2 protein-coding genes are annotated in these 1,373 nt (G+C 58.7%); both read right to left on the bottom strand.

The window, feature by feature from the left end:
• Positions 1-666 (bottom strand): tail tape measure protein (locus tag FVQ81_18555; protein MBW7998533.1); only part of this gene is annotated, 666 nt, incomplete at its 3' end.
• Between the two features lie 116 nt (positions 667-782).
• The gene (locus tag FVQ81_18550) at positions 783-1,076 is read right to left on the bottom strand and encodes a hypothetical protein (protein MBW7998532.1); all 294 of its coding nucleotides are present in this window, start codon (positions 1,074-1,076) and stop codon (positions 783-785) included.
• Between the last annotated feature and the right edge of the window lie 297 nt (positions 1,077-1,373).

Genomic DNA, 1,373 nt, shown 5'->3' with positions numbered 1-1,373 from the left:
CATTTCCCGCACGGCCTCGGGGCCGCGTCTCCCCGTTGCGGCGTAGGCGGCAGTGAGGCGCTCGGCCTGGGTGGACATGGCCTGCAAAGTAAAGGCCCCCAGCTTCCCTTGTTTGACCAGCATGTCCAGAGCCGCAAGAAAGGCGTCCTTGCCCGACAATCCAAATTTCTGCTGCATGTCCGCGATCAGCGCCCCGATATCCGCCCCGGAGGCCCCGGTGGCCTGGATTGCAACAGCCATGTTGCGCAAGTTTTCTTCGGCGAGGCCCAGATCGCCCGTTTTTTCCACGATCTTTTCCACCCCTGCGGTCAGTTCGCCGGGGTCGACCCGGATGCCTTCTTCCTTGGATATGTTGAGTATTTTCTGATGGAGCGACTTCATTTCCTCTTTGCTACGCCTGGCCTGCACTCCGAGCCGCTCGAACCGCACCTCGATACCCGCCATTTGCCGGGCCGCCACGGCGAGGCCCGCCAGCGAAAACAGCGCGGTGTACCGGTTCGCCATTCCCTTGAGGCGTTTCCCCACCGCGCCGGCCGCCGCGCCAATGCCCCGCATTGCCCTCTTGCCCCGCCGCCCCATCTTTTCCAGGGCGTCCCCGTCCCTGCGGGCTTTGCGGGCCAGGTCGCTTTTCAGGCGGAGGATAATGCTGGTGTTCAGGTCAGCCATCTTCTTTTTCGATAAGGGAAAGCCAAGAATCGAATTCCGAGCGGGGCATGAGGTAAACCCGGTCGATGGGGATTAAGGTGGCCCTGGATACAATCAATGCGGAGGAAAGCAGGCCCTCAACCCTCCGCGTCCTCACGCCCCCGCGCCTCCAATTCATCCGCCGCTTTTTGCAGGCGGTCGAAATCCGTCACGGTGATTTTGTCGAACATCGCTTGAGTGATCGGCCCCTCGATCCCCCCGATGGAAACGATCTGCAATCTGACCATTTCCGCTCCCGCGCTGGAGTCGTCACTAAAATTTTCGTGGGCTTCTCTCAAATCCCCCATAGTGGACTCGCGGATCACGGCCTCCAATTGCGGCTTGCCGCCAAGCAAGAGGCCCTGTTTGAGTTTTACGGTTATGGTGTTCATCGGCTTATTCCGTAGCGGGGAACCAGGCCATTCACGGAAGCGCCCTGATCGTATTCTTTGCGAATGGCCCGATTCCGCGCCGGAATAATGACGGCGCGAAGAAATGGAATGTCAATTTTCTCCAAGCCATAATGCCTTTCCATGCCAGCGGACGCCCTGGAACCGATAGCCGAATAAATTCTATGACCGGGCTTGATTCTTTTGGGAATGGAAAGCTTTCTCCCGCCGAACCGTTCCATGAGTTTTAGCGCGGACCTCAATCCAATTATGTCGGCAATTTCCGCCGCGCCTTTTTTC

Source organism: Candidatus Glassbacteria bacterium, assembly GCA_019456185.1.
In the GTDB taxonomy this organism is placed as follows: Bacteria; Gemmatimonadota; Glassbacteria; order GWA2-58-10; family GWA2-58-10; genus JAJRTS01.
This window is presented reverse-complemented; position numbering and strand designations above follow the sequence as displayed.

Coding starts and splice junctions, on each gene's coding strand:
- FVQ81_18550 (MBW7998532.1), bottom strand. CDS start 1,076: ATGAACACCATAACCGTAAAACTCAAACAGGGCCTCTTGCTTGGCGGC.